Consider the following 17,267-nt stretch of genomic DNA (forward strand, 5'->3'; position numbering starts at 1 on the left):
GCCGATGGTACTGCACTCGCGAGGGTGTGGGAGAGTAGGTCACCGCCGAACACAACTTCACACGCGAGAACCCCAACCCCTCACGGGTTGGGGTTCTCGCCATTTCACCACCCCGCCTCCAACCACCCCCAAAACCCGCATCCCACCGGCACCAGCCCACCGGCACCAGCCCGCCAGCCCCGGACCACTACCCACCACCCACCACACCCACAGCGGCGAACACCCGCTTCGGCAAGCTACAGCGCACCACATCCTCCAACAACAGGGCCCGTCCATCCCCATCCGCCAGAGGTACCGACCAGTTGGGGTACTCGGTCGAGGTACCGGGCATGTTCACAGGTCTGCGGTCGCCCACCAGATCCGCGAGCGAGACAGTGAGCAACAGAGACGGCGACGTCGCTAGGAAAGCGTGCAACGCGACGATGAGGTCGTCTGGGGAGTCGCCCTCGAGTAACCCGCGCTCTCGAACCGCGGTGACGAACCCATCCACCTCCGCGGCCGCGTCCCGGCGCTCGTCGGCCACGTCGCGGGTGAGTTGGCCGAGCTCGTCACGGATATCGACATGGACGAGATCGATGTACCCGGCGGTCGGCGCCAGGTCATGGGTGGTCACGGACGCCATGCACAAGCGGCGGTATTCCTCCGGTGGCAGTGGCCGAGCGGGAGCGTTGTCGTCGTCAAACTCGTCTCCAGCGTGTCGGGCGCCGCCGGAGATGCCCGGGTCGTGGGCGTCGTCGGTATCGCCGGCGTCGTCGGTCCGTTCAAACCACATCACCGACGTCCCCAGCACGCCGCGCTCGGACAGGGCCTCGCGCACGCCCGGGGCAACGGTGCCCAGGTCTTCGCCCACCACCACCGCACCGGCACGTGACGCTTCGAGGGTGAGGACGGCGAGCATGGCGTCACTGTCGTAGTGGACGTAGGTGCCGTCGGTGGGTGGGGACCCGGCGGGGATCCACCACAGACGGAAGAGCCCGAGGATGTGGTCGATGCGCACGCCGCCCGCATCGCGCAACGCGGCCCGGACGATATCGCGGAATTGTCGGTAGCCGTTGTCGGCCAACGCGTCCGGGCGGAGCGGAGGTTGCGACCAGTCCTGCCCCCGTTGGTTATAGATATCCGGGGGAGCGCCGACCGACACCCCGCGCGCCAGCGAGCGCTTGAGCGACCATGCGTCGGCGCCCGAGGGATGCACGCCCACCGCGAGGTCATGCAGGATACCCAGTCGCATCCCTGCATCGAGTGCCGATCGCTGCGCGCGCGCCCGCTGCTCGGCGGTCACCCACTGCAGCCACTGGTGGAAGTCGATCTCCTCGGTGTGGGCTGAGGCGAAACGCTCGACCGCTTCGGACTCGGGATCGCGCAGGTCAGTGGGCCAGTTCACCCAGTCCGGCCCGTACTCCCCGGCCAACGCGCACCAGGTGGCGAAGGATCGGAGTCCGGGCCCTCCTTCGCGAATGAAGCGTTCGAACTCTGCGGCCTGGTCGGGCGTCCGGGGTACTGCGTACAACAGGCGTAGAGCTTCGATCTTGGCGGCCCACGAGGCGTCGCGGTCGAGGGAATCCGACCTGTTGGCCTCGGTGCCGGCGGTGAGGCCGGCGAGCTCGTCGACGCGGGTCCGCTCAGTATCGGGAAGGTCGGCGTACTCGGGCAGCAGCTCGGGGTGCAGGTACAAGGGCGAGGCGAAACGACGCGTCGTGGGAAGGTACGGCGACGGGCTCACCGGCGGGAACGGCTCGCCGGCGTGCATCGGGTTGACCAGGACGAAGTCGGCGCCCAGCTCGCGGCCGCCCCATGTGGCGAGGTCCATCAGGTCGGCGAGATCGCCCATGCCCCAGGACGTCGCCGACCGCACCTGGTAGAGCTGTGCCGCCAGCCCCACCGCGCGGCGCTCGTCCAGGCCGGCCGGGACGGGGATGCTCGCCGGCGCGACGAGAAGCGTCGCCGTGTAGGTCGCGCCGGGGTGGGTTCCGTCGGGGCGGGAGGCGTCGGTGGCGCCTGTCCTCGCGGTGTGGGTGGGGGATACGCCGGGGTCGACGACGACAACACGCAGTTGATGCCACCCCGCCGGCAGATCGCCGGGCACACTCACGGAGATCTGCTCCATCGGTGTTCCGTCGACCTCCCGCTGGATGCGGTCGCCGCTGAGAGGGAGCAGGGGAATCGGATCGGCGGACCCGGCGGTGGCGGAGGGCGTCTCCTCGAGGTGGACCGAGACTGTCACGTTCGCACCCAGCGGGACATGGATCGGGACCACACGGGTGGCGCCCTCGGTGGCGACCACGGTCGGCGCGAGCACACGACGCCACGGCGCGAGGCGCACCTCCTCGAGGGCGGCCCGGTCGTCGGTGTCGGTGGCGCGGGTGGCGGCGTTGTCGTCGTCGTGGTCGTCATCTTCCGCGGCGAGGTCGGCGCGACTCCCGGCGCCGACGCCCATCGCGGCGAGGACGGCGCGCACGGTGCGCTTGGGGACGTCGCGGTGGACGCCGTGCGCATCGGTGTACCCCGTGGCCACACCGCATTCCGCGGCGAGTTCGGCCAGGGCTTCGGGAAGGGCTGGGGGAACGGCGGATGTCGCGGTCACACCCCCACTGTGCCAGCCCGCGAAAGGCCGCGCGGGGCAAAAAACGGACCGCACTCCACGGCGTGTGAGGGGCGACACGTACCCTAGCCGTGAACACGTACCAGTTCCGCCCAGAGAAAGGCCGTGGACCACCCATGACCGAGGCATTCATCTACGACGCGATCCGCACACCGCGGGGTAAGGGCAAGCCAGGCGGCGCCCTGCACGGGGTCAAGCCCATCGACCTGGTCGTCGGGCTCATCGACGAGACCCGTCGCCGCTTCCCGGATCTCGACGAGAACCGCATCTCGGACATCATCCTCGGGATCGTCAGCCCGCTCGGCGATCAGGGAATGGACCTGCCCCGTATCGCCGCGCTCGCCGCCAAGATGCCCGACACCGTCGCCGGCGTGCAGATCAACCGCTTCTGTGCCTCCGGCCTGACGTCCATCAACATGGCTGCTCAGAAGATCCGCTCCGGCTGGGACGAGGTCGTCCTCGCCGGCGGCGTCGAGTCGATGTCGCGCGTGCCGATGGGCAGCGACGGCGGCGCCTGGGCCATGGACCCGGCCACCAACTATGACACCTACTTCTCGCCGCAGGGCATCGGTGCCGACCTGATCGCCACCCTCGAGGGCTTCTCCCGCGAGGATGTCGATCGCTACGCCGAGCGCTCGCAGCGACTCGCGGCGCAGGCGTGGGAGGAGGGCCGCTTCGACAAGTCGGTCGTGCCCGTCAAGGACATGAACGGGCTGACCGTCCTGGACCGCGACGAGCACATGCGTCCCGGCACCACCGTCGAGTCGCTGGCCGGCCTCAAGCCCTCGTTCGCCATGGTCGGCGACATGGGTGGCTTCGACGCCGTGGCGCTGCAGAAGTACCACTGGGTCGAGGAGATCAACCACGTCCACCACGGTGGCAACTCGTCCGGCATCGTCGACGGCGCCGCGCTGGTGGTCGTCGGTTCGGAGAAGGCCGGCAAGGAGATGGGGATGACCCCGCGCGCCCGCGTCGTGGCCGCCGCCACCTCCGGCGCCGACACCACCATCATGCTCACCGGACCCACCCCGGCCGCCCGGAAGGCGCTCGCCACCGCCGGCCTCACCGCCGACGACATCGACCTGTGGGAACTCAACGAGGCGTTCGCCTCCGTCGTCCTCCGCTTCCAGAAGGACATGAACATCCCCGACGAGAAGCTCAACGTCAACGGCGGCGCCATCGCCATGGGCCATCCGCTCGGCGCCACCGGCGCCATGATCACCGGCACCGTGCTCGACGAGCTCGAGCGCACCGGCGGCAAGCGCGCCCTCGTCACCCTCTGCGTGGGCGGCGGCATGGGCGTGGCCACCATCATCGAGCGCGTCTGATCCAGCCCACCGACACCACAGCCATACAGGAGTAGAAAACCAGTGAGCGACAACATGTTCCGGTGGGAGCAGGACGGCGACGGCATCGTCACCCTCACCATGGATGACCCCGACCACGGCGCCAACACGATGAACGCCCGGTTCATCGAGGACTTCGCGCAGACCGTCGACCGCATCGAGGCCGAGAAGGAGTCCATCAAGGGCGTCGTCCTGACCTCCGCCAAGAAGAGCTTCTTCGGCGGCGGCGACCTCAAGTCCATGATCAAGGCCGGCCCCGCCGACGCCGAGGACCTCTACACCCGGTCCCTGGGCATCAAGGAGCGCATGCGCGCCCTCGAGACCTGTGGCGTGCCGGTCGTGGCGGCCATCAACGGTGCGGCCCTCGGCGGGGGACTCGAGCTCGCGCTCGCGACCCACCACCGCGTGATGGCCGACGCCCGCGGCGCCAAGGTCGGACTCCCGGAGGTCACCCTCGGCCTGCTGCCCGGCGGCGGCGGCATCGTCCGTACCGTCCGCATGTTCGGCCTGGCCCAGGCAGTCCCGAACATCCTCATGTCCGGCAAGTCCTTCGCCCCGGCCAAGGCCCTCGAGGCGGGGCTGGTCGACGAGGTGGTCGAGCCCGAGAAGCTGATCGATGCCGCCAAGGCGTGGCTGGCCACCGGGCCCGAGGCCTCCCAGCCGTGGGACCGCAAGGGCTGGAAGCTGCCCGGCGGCACCATCAGCGATCCGGCTCTGGCCGGCGTGCTGCCCTCCTTCCCGGCCAACATGCGTAAGCAGACCAAGGGCGCGCCCTCCCCGGCGCCGCGCGCCATCATGGCCGCGGCCGTCGAGGGCTCGCAGGTGGACTTCGCCACGGCCGAGAAGATCGAGGCCCGCTACTTCGTCGAGCTCGTCACCGGCCCCATCGCGAAGAACATGATCCAGGCGTTCTTCTTCGACATGCAGCACTGCGCCTCCGGCGGCGCCCGCCCCAAGGCCGCCGACGGCTCGGAGATCCCCCGCACGGAGTTCAAGAAGGTCGGCGTCCTCGGCGCCGGCATGATGGGCGCGGGCATCGCGTACGTGTGTGCCAAGGCCGGCATGGAGGTCGTCCTCAAGGACGTCGAGATGGCCGGCGCCGAGAAGGGCAAGGCCTACTCCGAGAAGATCGAGGCCAAGGCGCTCGAGCGTGGCCGCACCACCCAGGAGAAGTCCGACGCTCTCCTGGCCCGCATCACGCCGACCATCGACCCGCAGGATCTCGCGGGCTGCGACACGGTCATCGAGGCCGTGTTCGAGTCTCCCGAGCTGAAGAAGAAGGTCTTCCAGGAGATCGAGGGCATCGTCAACCCCGACGCACTGCTCGGCTCCAACACCTCGACCCTGCCGATCACGGACCTGGCCACGGGCGTCCAGCGCCCCGAGGACTTCATCGGGATCCACTTCTTCTCCCCGGTCGACAAGATGCAGCTGGTGGAGATCATCAAGGGCGAGAAGACCACCCCGGAGGCGCTGGCCCGCGCGATCGATCTCACGCTCGCCATCCGCAAGGTGCCGATCGTCGTCAACGACTCGCGCGGCTTCTACACCTCGCGCGTCATCGGCACGTTCGTCAACGAGGCGATCGGCATGCTGGACGAGGGCATCGAGCCCGCGACCATCGAGCAGGCCGGCCGCATCGCCGGTTACCCGGCCGCCCCGCTGCAGCTGTCGGACGAGCTGAACCTCAACCTCATGGTCAAGATCCGTCAGGCCACCCGTGAGGCCGAGGAGGCCGCGGGCAAGGAGTACGTGCCGAGCTCGTCGGACCGCGTGGTGCTCAAGATGGTCGAGGAGATCAAGCGCTCGGGCCGCGCCGCCGGCGCCGGCTTCTACGAGTACGCCGACGGCAAGCGCACCGGTCTGTGGCCGGGCCTGCGCGAGGCGTTCACCACCTCGCCGGACAACGCCCCGCCGCTGCAGGACCTGATCGACCGCATGATCTTCGCCGAGGTGCTCGAGACGCAGAAGTGCGTTGACGAGGGCGTGATCGTCGACGACGCCGACGCCAACATCGGCTCGATCATCGGCATCGGGTTCCCGGCGTGGACCGGCGGCACCCGCCAGTACGCCAAGAACTACTCGGAGCCGGGCGCCAAGGAGGCCTCGGGCTACAAGGGCTTCGTCGCCCGCGCCGAGGAGTTGGCCGCGAAGTACGGCGAGCGCTTCGCGCCCACCGAGTCGCTGAAGAAGCTGGCGGCCGAGCAGGGCTGATCGGCAGCTCGCGTAGTGCGAGAGGAGACGGCGGCCGCTCCGGGGACGTGTTCCCCGGGGCGGCCGCCGTCGTCGGTCTTGTCGGCCCCACCGCGGTCGATTCGGCTTGCCACCGCAGTGCTGCAGACATTTCTCGCAGTGAAGTAGACAGTTCGGGTGAGAAGGTTCCGGCTGGGCACCCGGTATGTGACCGGGGCTATCTTTTCGGTCGCGCAACGAACGGAAAGCGCTGTGAACTGCGGGTCTATAAATTAGGTAAGCCTTGGCGAACCTAGGTTAGGCTTGCCTCAATTCAAATGCTACTGTTCTGCCCATGCTCAGACAGCGCACAGGATCGGCTCGCGGAGCCGGCGCCCGCGGAACGTTTCGCCTGGCCGCAGCAGCGGTCCTCGTCGCCTCGCTGACCGCCTGCGGCGTCGCGGCCGGGGGCGGCGGAGACATGGCGAAGGTCTCCGGTATCCCGCTGGCCTCCGAGGTCACCGCGATCGATGATCCTCGTTCGTATCAGGGCGAACTATCTCTTCAGCTCGTCGACGACCCGGTGGCGCCGGTCGCGACCGACCCCGTGCCGCAGTTGCCGGCCGTGGTCACGGACAACCAGGGCACCGAGGTCGAGGTGGCCGACGTCTCGCGCATCCTGCCGTTGGACATCTACGGCACACTCTCGCGGATCGTCTACGAGCTGGGGCTCGGGGACAACGTCATCGGACGCGACGTCTCGTCCTCGTTCCCCGAGATCGCCGACCGTCCACTGGTCACGACCGACGGCCACCAGCTCAACGCCGAGGCGATCCTTGCGCTCAACCCCAGCGTAATCATCACCGACACCTCGCTCGGACCGTGGGATGTGGTGCTTCAGCTCCGGGACGCCGGAGTGCCCGTCGTCGTCGTCGACTCCCACCGTTCACCCGAGAACGTCGAGGCCCTCACCGAGGCTGTCGGCGCGGCGTTGGGCTTGCCCGACCAGGGGCGCGAGCTCGGCGCGCGGACCCGCGCGCAGATCACCGAGGCGGAGGAGTCGATCGCGACGATCACGCCGGACAGTGAAACCCGCCAGCTGCGCACCGTGTTCCTCTACGCCCGTGGCAGCGCCGGTGTCTACTACATGTTCGGCGAAGATAGCGGCGCCGACGCACTCATCACCGCCGCTGGCGGCTACGACGTCTCCTCGGAAGTCGGCTGGAAGGGCGCCAAGCCCGCCAACGACGAGGGGCTCATCGCCGCGCAGCCGGACGTGATCATCATGATGAACAAGGGCCTGGAGTCGGTCGGCGGAGTGGACGGGCTGCTCGAGAAGTTCCCGGCCATGGAACAGACGCCGGCCGGCGCGAACCGTCGGGTGATCTCGATGAACGACGACCTGCTGCTCTCGTTCGGCACCCGCACTCCGGCGGTGCTCAACGCGCTCGCCGTGGCGCTCTACGCCCCCGACGCGCTGTGACCGTCACCGAGGAGCGGCCCACCGCGGCACGCGCGGCGCGACGGTACACCACGGACGGTCCGGTCAAGGGGGCGGCGGGCTCGGCGAACCGGCTGCTCACCGGGGGACTCTTGGTTGCGGGCCTGCTGATTGCACTCCTGGTGCTCGCGGTGGTCGCCACGGCCTCGGGGCAGCTCGCGATCCCGCCCGCGGAGGTGGCGTCGGGGTTCCTGCGGGGCCTCGGCCTGGACGTGGGGCCCGTCGAGAGCCACCCGCGCGCCGACGCGACGCTGTGGAGTGTGCGCTTCCCGCGTGTGGCGATGGCGATCGTCGTGGGGGCGGCCCTGTCCGTGGCGGGTGCGCTCATGCAGGGCGCGTTCGGGAACCCGCTCGCCGAGCCGAGTGTGGTGGGCGTGTCCGCGGGCGCCGCCGTGGGCGCCGCGTCCGCGATCGTGTTCGGACTGACCGCCTTCGGCGCGTGGACCAGTGTGCTGTGCGCGTTCGTGGCCGGCATCATCACCACGGCCGCCGTCTACCTTTTCAGCCGTAGTAACGGCCGGACGGAGGTCGTCACCCTCGTCCTGACCGGCATCGCCGTCAACGCGGTGGCCGGCGCCGCGCTCGCGTTCCTCATGTTCCTCGGCGACACCCAGGCGCGCGAGGAGATCGTGTTCTGGCAGCTGGGCAGCCTCAATGGCAGTCGGTGGGACCACGTGTTCGTGGTGGCGCCCCTGGCCCTGCTCGGGGTGCTGCTGGCCGCACGTCTGGCCCGCCCGCTCGACCTGTTGTCGCTGGGGGAGCGGCCCGCCCGCCACCTCGGCGTGAACGTGGAGCGACTGCGCATCTTCTCCATCGTGCTGGTGGGGCTGCTCACGGCCGCCGCCGTGAGTTTCTGCGGCATCGTCTCGTTCGTCGGACTGGTGGTGCCGCATCTGATCCGCATGGTCGCCGGCCCCGGGCACCGACTGTTGCTGCCGGCGTCCGCGCTGGGAGGGGCCGTCTGCCTGCTCGCCGCCGACATGGTGGCGCGCACCGCGGTCAATTACGCGGAACTGCCGCTGGGCATGGTCACCGCGGCGGTGGGCGGGCCGTTCTTCTTCTGGCTCCTCCACCGGACGCGCCGCACGGCAGGAGGCTGGGGATGAGTGCACAGGAAGCCCGGTCGCCGGTGCTTTCGGCGGAGGAGGTCACGGTTCGGATCGGCGGCCGGGTTCTGCTGGACAATGTTCGCCTGGATGTTCGCGCCGGCGAGGTGCTGGCGCTGGTCGGCCCCAACGGCGCCGGCAAGTCGACGCTGTTGGGCGTGGTCGCGGGCGACACGGAGCCCGCGTCCGGACGCGTCGTGGTGGACGGCCGGGACCTGCGCCAGTGGAAACTGGGGGACCTGGCGCGCCGCCGCGCACTGCTGACCCAGGCCAACTCGGTGGCGTTCCCGTTCACCGTGCGGGAAGTGGTGGCCATGGGCCGCGCCCCCTGGGCGGGGCATCCCGAGGGCGACGACGACGAGATGATCATCGACGAGTCGATCGCCGCCACCGACACCACGCATCTCTGCGACCGGACCTTCCCGACGCTGTCGGGCGGCGAGAAGGCTCGGGTGTCCCTGTCGAGGGCGCTGGCCCAGAGCACGGGCATCCTCCTACTGGACGAGCCGACGGCGGCCGTGGATCTGCGTCACCAGGAGCTCGTCCTGGGCCGGGCCCGCGATATGGCCGACGCCGGTGGCGCGGTGGTCGTGGTGCTCCACGACCTGGCGTTGGCGGCCGCGTGGTCGGACCGGATGGTGATGATCTCGAACGGTCGGGTCCGTGCGGAAGGGCCGCCCGCCTCGGTCCTCACCGCCGAGTTGATCGAGGAGGTCTACCACCAGGCGGTACTCATCCATCGGCACCCCGTGACCGGCGACCTGCTGGTCACGCCGGATCGACGCGGTCTGCGGCTGCCGGGATCCCAGGGGCTCGAGGTTCCTGTTCCCGATTCCGATCCCGCTCTCGTCAAGGAGTTCTCGTGACACACCCCAGAGTCCGTCCGGCGCAGGAACTGGCGCGCCGGCTCGTGGTGGCCGCCGTGGTGGCGCTGTTCGGTGCCGGCATCCTGACCGTCGCGACCGCGGCGCCCGCGCAGGCCGCGGCCCGGTTGAGTGTGTCGAGCTCGCTGGGCGGTGCGGTCGCATCGAGTTCGGGTCCCACGACCTTCACCGTGTCCGGGTCCGGTTTCCAGGCCATCGACGGTGGCTTCGGTGGGGTGTACGTGGGCTTCGGCTGGGTCAACGGCTCCAGCTGGGGCCCGTCGAAGGGTGGAACCACCGGGAACGCCTACGACTACGTCCCCGACGATCAATCCAAGAACAACAAGGGCTACCAGGCGTTCGTGGCGTTCCCCGGCTCGTCCACGGCCGGGGAGGCCCAGGGCACGATGGGAAGTGACGGGTCGTTCCGGGTCCAGCTCACGGTTCCCGGCCCCACGTTCACCGGTGCCGGCGGCAAGCGCATTGACTGCCTCAAGATGACGTGCGGTTTCTTCACCTGGGGCGCGCACGGCGTGCGCAACGGGGCCAACGAGTCCTTCACGCCGGTGACGTTCCAGGGCGGGGCGGCACCGGCCGCCGACGAGGGGGCTGCGGCCCCCGCGGGCGAGGCGCCGGCAGCGCGGGCCGACAACGGCGGACAGTCCGGGCGCTCCGCCGCGGCCGGGCGGGCCTCGGGCCGGGCGCAGGGCTCGGTGTCGGTGCGAGGATCGGTTTCCTCGGGCTCCGCGGATGCCGGGGTGGGCCAGGCCAGCGGCGATGGTGACGCGGTCTCGCCTGAGGGCGAGGCCGCAGATGGCCCAGTGGACGCGACCGGCGGAACGCAACTGAGCGGGGCTGCCGTGGTGGAGGTCGACCGCAAGTCGGCCCGCCCCGGTGGTGCGATGGGCTTCGCCGCTGCCGGCTTCTGGCCGGGGGAGCAGGTGTACGTGGTGCTCGGTGAGGGAGACGCGGCGGTCGGCCCTGTGATCGCGGGCGTCGACGGCGAGGTCGCCGGCGTGATCGTTCTGCCCGAGGATCTCGAGCCGGGCACCCATGAGATTCGCGCGGCCGGTGCCGGATCCGCCCTGGAGGCCGTGGAGCGGTTCCCTGTCCGGGTGGCCATCGCCCCTGCGGCATCGTCCTCGGGGCTGCAGAGCTCGTTCAAGTGGATCTTCCTCGCACTGGCGGCGCTGATGTTGCTCGCAGTGGGCGCGTTGGTCATCAAGCGTCGCCAGGCGGCGGCCGATTCCGAGTCGCCGGATGGCGACAACGATGACGACGACAACAACGCCTCCGACCCGGATCTCCACACCAGGCCGGACGGCAGTCCCGAGGCTGCAGGCTCTGCATACGAGGCGTATCCGCCCACGTCGACCCCGTTCCCGCACCCGGCGATGGCCGGCGGCGCCGACAACTCCACGACCGAATTCGAGAAGAAGGATCTGCGATGAACCGGCAATCACAGTCGGCCCTTCGGCACGGCTTCGCCCTGGCAATGGTGCTTGCGCTGGTGCTGAGCGTGCTGCTCGGTGCCCCGCTCGCCCGGGCTCAGGACGGTGGTGACGGCACCTCAGCCTCTGAACTGAAGCTGGAAAACGCCGAACTCCGATGGGGACTGAACCGTGAGAGTTCGGGAATAAAGAACTTCATGGGTCACAACTTCTTAACCGCCGGAGATGCCACCGAGGTCATCAAGGGTGAGGCTGATCGCATCACCGCGACGGAGTGGAAAAACTCAGAAGGTGAAGTCCAGATCGAGAAGACCCCGGGGATCAAAGCCAATTGGCGCGATGCTGCTCCGGACAGTAAGACTTCGTCCGAAATGCAGTTCGTCTTCACGGGCGGGGAGGGAACCGTTGATCCGGACCAACAGACCGCTTCAGTGAAATGGACTGGAACTGCAAGCGTAATCTATTACTCGGGAATGTCTTTTTTCACAATTAGCGATCCGGAGTTGAAGATTGAAAAGGGGCGCGCAAAGCTGTCCGCAACCCTGGGCGGGGTGGCGTCGAGCCGAGATGGCGGGGTATGGAACCCCCTGCCTGACGAAGCTGGCGTTACGATAGCTGAACTTTCGTTAAAGGACTTGTTCAAAAAGGAGTCCGGGTTCTCGGTCGAGCCAGAATACTTTGGTGTCGTCTATTCTGCGGGCAACCAAACAGGCGGAGATTCCTTTGGGTCATTTCCGCCGGATTTTGTCGATTTCCTGCAGGAGGTCGGGATCGGCGACTACTTCTACTCGACAGGTCTGTCTGCCGATCCACGTAAGCCACCGTTGCCGCTCACAGTTAGCTGGGATTCAGACGACCGGACCGACATCGATGACGGCGGCAGCTCCAAGGGCATCCTCGGCCAGGTCTTCGACGACACGGTTGAGGACATCCTCCGCTCGGCCGGAACCGACGTCTCCGACACCGCCGCCGCCTGGATGGACGAGGCATGGAAGCCGCTCCAGCCAGGCGCGGCCAACGCTGACCAGGGGGCTCAGGGCGCCTGGGGTGAGACCGCGGTGGTCGACTCCACCGTTGACAGCGAGCTGGTGGTGGACGAGGAGTTCGCGTACGAGTACGAGGAGTACTACAGCGCTGGAACCTCGATGACCGCCGGCACGGTGGGCGCAGTGGCCGCGAACTCGAGCGGTGGTTCCGCTGGGGGCAGCACCCCCGCGGCGGCGAGCGCGGCGCCTACTTCTGTCGCGGACCCGGGCACCATGCCGGTCGCTGCGAACCTGCCGCTGACCGACGTCGTCTACTCCAACACTTCCGCCTCGTCAGACGCGGGAAACACCCTCCCACAGTGGCAATGGTGGGTCGGTGGGGTCCTGCTCGCGCTCGCGGCAGGCCTCTTCTACCAAGCAGTTCTCAGAAAGGACTGATGTGAAGTCTTCCTCCGATAGGTTCGCCCGCGCAGCTCGGCGGAGCACCGCGCTCGGCGCCGCCGCGTTGATTGCTGGCGTCGCACTGGCCCCCGCGGCCAACGCCGACAACGCGACCACCGGCACACTGGCGGACACGCTCCTGCAGATCATCGCCTCCGCCTCCGCGGCGGGCTCCGGCGAGGCCCCACAGGACGAATCTCAGCAGGCAGAGGGTCCGCGGGTGACCCTCTCGCAGTCGGTGATCAGCGCGAACGGCGAGCACGAGATCACCGTCACCGGGACTGGTTTCAAGGACGATTCGGTCGTAGGGGCCCGGCCGCCGCTCGCAGGCAAGGCCCCCGGTGTCTACGTGATCCTTGGCAAGTTCGCCGACGAGTGGAAGCCGTCCGAGGACGCAGCCTCCTCCGCTCGAAAGATCATCACGCAGCATTGGGCCGTCAACGCCGAGGACGTCGAGACAATCGGCGGTGCCGAGGACGGCGCGATCGTGCTGGGCGCCGACGGCAGCTTTACCGCGACCTTCACGGTGTCCAAGGCGCTTGTCGAGGACAAAGCTGGCGACGCTAACGGCAATCTCGGGATCTACACCTACGCAGGCAGTGGCGCGAAGCACGCAGCGTGGGAGACCTATCAGCCGATCAGCTTCGCCGAGCCCGCGACCAGTCCGCTCGGCAGTCTGACAGGGCTGTTCCCCATCTTCTGACCGGGACGCCGGTCAGATCGCACTCGGCCCCGACACCTCCTGAGTTGGTGTCGGGGCCGTGGTGTCTCTGCAGATAGTGGGTGGTGAAGGAACCAAGTACGACGACGACAACGCCCCGGGTCCGCTCACCGGACCCGGGGCGTTGCCTCGCGAAGCGTCACTTGACGCCGGCGGCCTCCAGGTCGAGGAAGATCCGGTGATTGAGGTCGAAGGCGCGGGTGGCGGCGTCGAGCGCCTCCTGTCGGTCCTCGTCGCTCAACGGGAGCGAGTTGAGCGCGCTGCGGTAGTTGTCCTTGTAGACCTTGGGCTTATCGATGTCGAACTCATAGAAGCTCAGTCCGTCCTCGAGCCCGTAGTGGCGGCGGACCATGGTCTTGATGATCTGCCCGCCCGACAGGTCGCCGAGGTAGCGGACGTAGTGATGCCCTATCAGCGCGGCCGCGTTGCCGGCGCATGCACTCAGTTCGGTCACGTAGTCCTCGACGGCGGGCACGATTGCCTCGAATGTGCGGCCCTCGACCCGATGGAACTCAAGGTCAGCTCGCAGCGCCGCCGTGCGGTCGAGCCGAGAATCGAGAATCGGTGTGATTCTTGGATCTGGGCCGACGTCTCGGCACGCGTTCTCCAGTGCCTCATAAACGGGCAGCGACTGCCGAAGGAGGGCCACCAGGCCGACCGGCGAGCCTTCCCCGCCCATCAATCGCGTGATGAAGGTGGCTGTCTCGGCGCGCTCATGTGCGTCCATCGTGGAATCGTGAAGCGCGGCGGACAGGGGGGCGGGAATTGTGGTCTCCATTGATTCTCCATGCTGGTGAGGTTTGCCTAATGAGAGTACTTCATCGGCGGCCATGAATTCATAGCGAAATTGCCGGTCGGAATCGTCGATCGACGGGTGTTCAGACAATATGGATCGGCCTCCGAATGGGGTGAATCCTCTCTCGAGTCCACTCCTCATTCGGAGGCCGTTCTAATGCGCGCGGAAAAGCGCGTTACGTCATTCGTCAGGCGTCAGAATCCAAGTGAGCCGAAGATGGTGCCGAGCGAGCCGAAGATTCCGCCGCCGTTGTTGTCATCGCCGTCACCGTCGTTATCGCCACCGCCGTTATCGTCGCCCCCCGGCTCGGTGGTGCAGGACTCGGTCACGTTGAGGACGAGGGTGACATTGTCGACCTCCGCGCCCGCGCCGTAGAAGTCGCCCATCGCATCGTTGAGCTCTGCCGAGAGTAGGGCGTTGGTAGTCGTCACTGTGACCTCGCCGGCCCGCGTGAAGTCCTGGGCTGCATCGAGCGAGAAAGTAGCGCCGGTGCTCTGGGTGCCCTCGACCCACTCGAAGGGCGCCGTGGGGGTGAATCCCTCGGGCTTCTTGGCACGGTAGTCCACCTTGATCTCGCCGGCTGTGCCGTTGATCGCAACAGTGGGGTTGGACAGGGTCGTGTCCAGAACGTTTTCATGCCCGTGCATCCGGACGCTTCCGGTCCCGGAGGCCGAGGCGGAGCCGTCCTCCCCGATGGTGCCGGCTCCGTCGGCGATCGGCCACACGAACTGTCCGTCAGCGCCGCGCTCGCTGCCTTCGAAGGTGGTCCCGTCCAGCTCCCAGCCGCCGTGGGCAATCGGGCCAGCGAGGTAGCTGCGGAACGACTGCTTGACGCCCCACTTTATGGCGCCGCCATCGACGGAGTAGGTCACGTCCTCGGGGGCACAGGTGGCATCGTCAGCGACGGCGACGGCGGGGATGGCGAGAGCGGACAGGCCCATGAGGGCGGCCGAAGTCAGTGCGACGGCGCCGGAGCGAGAGGCGGAGCGGAGCATGGATGGATCCTTCGTGTTGGTCGTACCGGGCATCCGATGCGCCCGGATCGGCAACCTCAACTGAGGCGAGCCTAACCTTATCCATAGAAGGGGAGCCTAACCTTAACTAGCGATGTGTGATTTGCAACACATGGCGGTCTGGGCGGGGCGCATCCACGCGGGCCGAGAGATCGATTCGGTCGGCGTTTTGGCAGGTGGTCGGCATGAAACCCGCGCAGGAACGGACCGGCAGAGGAACCGGCCGCTGTCGAGAAAGATCCGCAGAAGTTACTCAACAGGGAGTTGCGAGAAAGTTGAAACTCTCGCGAATCCTGTTGAACAATCTCCGTGCGAGCGGGCGCGATGGCTGGGTGGTGGTGGCGGGTCAGTGGGCGGCGGCGACGCGCCCCATCCTCACGAAGGCTTCCGTGAGGATCTCCTCGGAGCACGCGAAATTGATGCGAACGAAGCCCTTGCCCTGGGCGCCGAACGCGGGCCCGGGGCTCAGCGCCACGCGGGCCTCGTCCAGGAAAAGAGCGGCCGGGTCGTCGCCGAGGCCCGGGTACGCGCGCAGGTCGATCCACGCCACGAATCCGGCGTCGGGCCGACGCCACCGGGCGCGGGGCAGGTGCTCGGCCAGCAGCCGCTCCATGAGGTCCAAGTTCGAGGCGAGCGCCGCCCGCATCTCGTCCAACCAGTCGAGGGAATCCACCAGTGCCGCCTCGCCGGCCAGCGCGCCGAAATGCCCGACCGCGCCCGACAGTGCCGAGCGCGGGACCGCGAACTTGCCGGGATTCCCGTTGATCACGAACGCGCACTTGAGCCCCGCCAGGTTGAACGCTTTGGACGCCGACGAGATGGCCAGCCCCACCTCGCGGGCGGTCTCGGACACTGCGAGGAACGAGCGGAAATCGACCCCGGGCATGGCCAGCGGTGCCCAGATCTCATCCGAGACCACCACGGCGTCGTACCGCGCGGCCAGGTCTGCGAGCTCGGCCAACTCGGCATCGGAGTGCAGCACGCCGGTGGGATTGTGCGGGTGGCTCAGCAGCACGGCACGTGCGCCATCGGCCAGGGCCCGCTCGATGCCGGGGAGATCGAGGCGGGGGTTGTCGTCGTCGTGGTCGATCAGCGGCACCGCCACCGGCGACATCCCCACCCGCCGGATCCACGGCCCGAACGGCATGTACACCGGCGGCGTGTACACGACGCCGGCGCCCACCGGCAGGGTCCGCGCCAGCGTCTCGCGCACCCCCACGCCCACGTCGTTGACCGGCACCACGGTCTCCTCGGGCACCTCGTAACCGAACCGCGAGTAGAAGCGCGCGCAGACCCCGGCGAACCGTTCGATCTCGGTGAAGTACCCGGTGTCCCCGTCGGCGACCGCGGCGGTCAGACGCTCCTGAATGGCGGGCGCGAGAAGCACGTCGGTCTCCGCCACGAACAGCGGCAACACGTCCTCCGGATAGGCCTGCCACTTCTGACTCCGCCGGTTGCGCAGCACGGACTCGGGAACATCCAGGGGAAATGGCATGTGGGGTCCTTTCGACCGGGGCGGGCAGGACCTCCAGGCTAGTTGCCGGTTCGCGGTCCGTCAGCTCCCGGGAATCACGCCCGGTGCCACCCACACGTCCGCGTCGTTGTACGGGCTGCCCAGCGGCATCATCGTGGAGTAGGTGGTCCCGGACCCGGTGGGGACGAAGATCCCGCCGGAGGTGTAGTCCCAGCCGTTGTCGATCGCGATCTGGTACCCGGCCCGGTAGGCGGCTCGCCCCCACGGGTCCGACGACCCGTTCCAGGCGTCGCTGAACAGGGAGAACCGTCGCAGTTCCACCGCCTGGCCGACTGGGCTGACCTGCCAGCAGCGGGTGCCGGGGACGGCCCAGTACCCGTCACACCACGCCGGTGAGTCGGCGGGGTCGTGCGACACCACCCGCATCGGAGTGGAGCCGAGCTGCCAGAACCCCGGGTCGTCGAGGCCGACGGTGGCCTGGGTGCCCACATACTGCGCATCGGCGGGGATCGGTGCGGGCGGCGGGAAGGGTGGGCCCATCAGATCGGCCGGCTGCCCGGAGGCGGCGGGGGCGAGGCCCACCGCGAGGGCGAAGGCGGCGGCAGCGGTGCCGAGGGCGCGGGGTGTGAACCGTGGAGACATGTCCCCAGTCCACCACGACGGCGGCCCCCTCACGGCCCGAACGCGTCCAGGTGAGCACACCGTGACGGCGCCGTCATCGCCCGTATCGCCGGGGAAACAGCGGCTCCCTACTGTCAGCGGACACAGCGCGCCGGGACAGGCGCCGACGACGAG

General features: G+C 68.5%; 13 protein-coding genes. 8 read left to right on the forward strand and 5 right to left on the reverse strand.

The genetic code is table 11. The features are described 5' to 3' along the window. Positions 1–187 precede the first annotated feature (187 nt). Positions 188–2,584, reverse strand: a complete 2,397-nt coding sequence (malQ, locus tag ACWGLC_RS06235) for a 4-alpha-glucanotransferase (RefSeq protein WP_452099079.1) — start codon at positions 2,582–2,584, stop codon at positions 188–190. Positions 2,585–2,718: 134 nt separating this feature from the next. Here malQ and ACWGLC_RS06240 point away from each other — a divergent pair, with 134 nt between their 5' ends. The 8 genes from ACWGLC_RS06240 to ACWGLC_RS06275 all read left to right on the forward strand — a co-directional run bounded on the left by ACWGLC_RS06240 (position 2,719) and on the right by ACWGLC_RS06275 (position 13,171). After that, a complete protein-coding gene (locus tag ACWGLC_RS06240; protein ID WP_452099080.1) occupies positions 2,719–3,930 on the forward strand; it encodes an acetyl-CoA C-acetyltransferase in 1,212 nt (403 codons plus the stop codon). Between the two features lie 42 nt (positions 3,931–3,972). Further along, positions 3,973–6,162 (forward strand): 3-hydroxyacyl-CoA dehydrogenase NAD-binding domain-containing protein, encoded by a 2,190-nt coding sequence (locus ACWGLC_RS06245; protein WP_452099081.1) that lies wholly within the window; start codon positions 3,973–3,975, stop codon positions 6,160–6,162. Between the two features lie 313 nt (positions 6,163–6,475). Beyond that, positions 6,476–7,603 carry a heme/hemin ABC transporter substrate-binding protein gene (locus tag ACWGLC_RS06250; RefSeq protein WP_452099082.1) on the forward strand — a complete coding sequence of 376 codons (1,128 nt, stop codon included), beginning with the start codon at positions 6,476–6,478 and terminating at the stop codon, positions 7,601–7,603. After that, the gene (locus ACWGLC_RS06255) at positions 7,600–8,727 is read left to right on the forward strand and encodes a FecCD family ABC transporter permease (protein WP_452099083.1); all 1,128 of its coding nucleotides are present in this window, start codon (positions 7,600–7,602) and stop codon (positions 8,725–8,727) included. The genes ACWGLC_RS06250 and ACWGLC_RS06255 overlap by 4 nt, the downstream gene beginning before the upstream one ends. After that, complete coding sequence (locus tag ACWGLC_RS06260) at positions 8,724–9,593, forward strand: heme ABC transporter ATP-binding protein (RefSeq protein ID WP_452099084.1); 870 nt, start codon at positions 8,724–8,726, stop codon at positions 9,591–9,593. The genes ACWGLC_RS06255 and ACWGLC_RS06260 overlap by 4 nt, the downstream gene beginning before the upstream one ends. Further along, entirely contained in the window at positions 9,590–11,041 is a 1,452-nt protein-coding gene (locus ACWGLC_RS06265; protein WP_452099085.1) for a hypothetical protein, read from the forward strand. Before ACWGLC_RS06260 ends, ACWGLC_RS06265 begins: the two co-directional genes overlap by 4 nt. Beyond that, on the forward strand, positions 11,038–12,465 hold the full coding sequence (locus ACWGLC_RS06270) for an HtaA domain-containing protein (RefSeq protein ID WP_452099086.1): 1,428 nt from the start codon (positions 11,038–11,040) through the stop codon (positions 12,463–12,465). Before ACWGLC_RS06265 ends, ACWGLC_RS06270 begins: the two co-directional genes overlap by 4 nt. A 1-nt stretch (position 12,466) precedes the next feature. Continuing rightward, positions 12,467–13,171, forward strand: a complete 705-nt coding sequence (locus ACWGLC_RS06275; RefSeq protein WP_452099087.1) for a hypothetical protein — start codon at positions 12,467–12,469, stop codon at positions 13,169–13,171. A 157-nt stretch (positions 13,172–13,328) separates the two neighbouring features. On the opposite strand, the gene ACWGLC_RS06280 is transcribed toward ACWGLC_RS06275, so the two are convergent. From ACWGLC_RS06280 to ACWGLC_RS06295, 4 genes are all read right to left on the reverse strand, one after another. Further along, complete coding sequence (locus tag ACWGLC_RS06280; protein WP_452099088.1) at positions 13,329–14,075, reverse strand: biliverdin-producing heme oxygenase; 747 nt, start codon at positions 14,073–14,075, stop codon at positions 13,329–13,331. 104 nt (positions 14,076–14,179) lie between these two features. Continuing rightward, positions 14,180–14,980, reverse strand: coding sequence for an HtaA domain-containing protein (locus tag ACWGLC_RS06285; protein WP_452099089.1), 801 nt, complete (start codon positions 14,978–14,980; stop codon positions 14,180–14,182). A gap of 364 nt (positions 14,981–15,344) precedes the next feature. After that, the gene (locus ACWGLC_RS06290) at positions 15,345–16,493 is read right to left on the reverse strand and encodes a MalY/PatB family protein (protein WP_452099090.1); all 1,149 of its coding nucleotides are present in this window, start codon (positions 16,491–16,493) and stop codon (positions 15,345–15,347) included. Between the two features lie 60 nt (positions 16,494–16,553). Continuing rightward, positions 16,554–17,114, reverse strand: a complete 561-nt coding sequence (locus tag ACWGLC_RS06295) for a hypothetical protein (protein ID WP_452099091.1) — start codon at positions 17,112–17,114, stop codon at positions 16,554–16,556. Positions 17,115–17,267 lie beyond the last annotated feature (153 nt).

It is taken from the genome of Dietzia sp. NPDC055877 (assembly GCF_053615975.1).